The sequence below is a fragment of the Streptomyces sp. H27-D2 genome, assembly GCF_035828615.1.
GTDB lineage: Bacteria > Actinomycetota > Actinomycetes > Streptomycetales > Streptomycetaceae > Streptomyces.
This window is the reverse complement of record NZ_JAYMZR010000223.1, coordinates 1-879: the sequence shown is the minus strand read 5'-3', so window position 1 is coordinate 879 and position 879 is coordinate 1. Positions and strand designations below refer to the sequence as shown.

The following is an 879-nucleotide window of genomic DNA, read 5'->3' as shown; positions in this document are numbered from 1 at the left end:
CTCCCCCGCCCACCCCGCCCCGGGCACCGGCGGGGACGAGCGCCGCTCCGGCCCAACTGCCGTTGTCCGTCACGGCCTTCGTCGGCCGCGGCCAAGAACTCGCCCAGCTCGACGAGCTGCTGCCCGCCGCGGACGCCGACAACCCGCCCGGGCCGGCCGCGATGGTCATTTCGGCGGTGTCGGGCACCGCGGGGGTGGGCAAGACCGCCTTGGCCGTCCACTGGGCGCGGCGGTCACGGGAGGCGTTTCCCGACGGGCAGCTCTATGTGAATCTGCGCGGGTTCGACCCCGGCGGTTCGGTGGTGAGCCCGGCGCAGGCGGTACGCGGGTTCCTGGACGCCTTCGGGGTGCCGCCGGCCCGTATCCCGGCCGGCCTGGAGGCGCAGGTCGGCCTGTACCGCAGTCTGCTGGCAGGCAGGCGGGTGCTGATGGTGCTGGACAACGCCCGCGACGCCGAGCAGGTCCGCCCGCTGCTGCCCGGCGCGCCGGGCTGTCTGGCGCTGGTGACCAGCCGGAACCGGCTCACCAGCCTGGTCGCGGCGGAAGGCGCCCGGCTGCTGACCGTCGACCTGCTCGCCCCCGCCGAGGCACGCGCTCTGCTGACCAGCCGCCTCGGCGCCCGGCGGGTGGCGGCCGAGCCCGCCGCCGTACGGGAGCTCGTCGTCCGGTGTGCGGGGTTGCCGCTGGCGCTGGCGATCGTGGCCGCCCGCGCCGCCGACCGGCCCCGCCTTCCGCTCGCCGCCCTCGCCGATGAGCTGCGGGAGGCCGGCCGCCGGCTGGACGCGCTGGACTGCGGGGACCCGGCCACCCAGGTGCGGGCGGTGTTCTCCTGGTCGTACCACGCGCTGAGCGCCGACGCCGCCCGGCTGTTCCGGTTCC

Annotated in this window: 1 protein-coding gene; it reads left to right on the top strand. The window is 77.1% G+C overall.

Annotated elements, in window-relative coordinates; all coding sequences use genetic code 11:
* On the top strand, positions 1 to 879 hold an 879-nt coding region (locus tag QMK28_RS34005; protein ID WP_326443559.1), incomplete at both ends, for an NB-ARC domain-containing protein.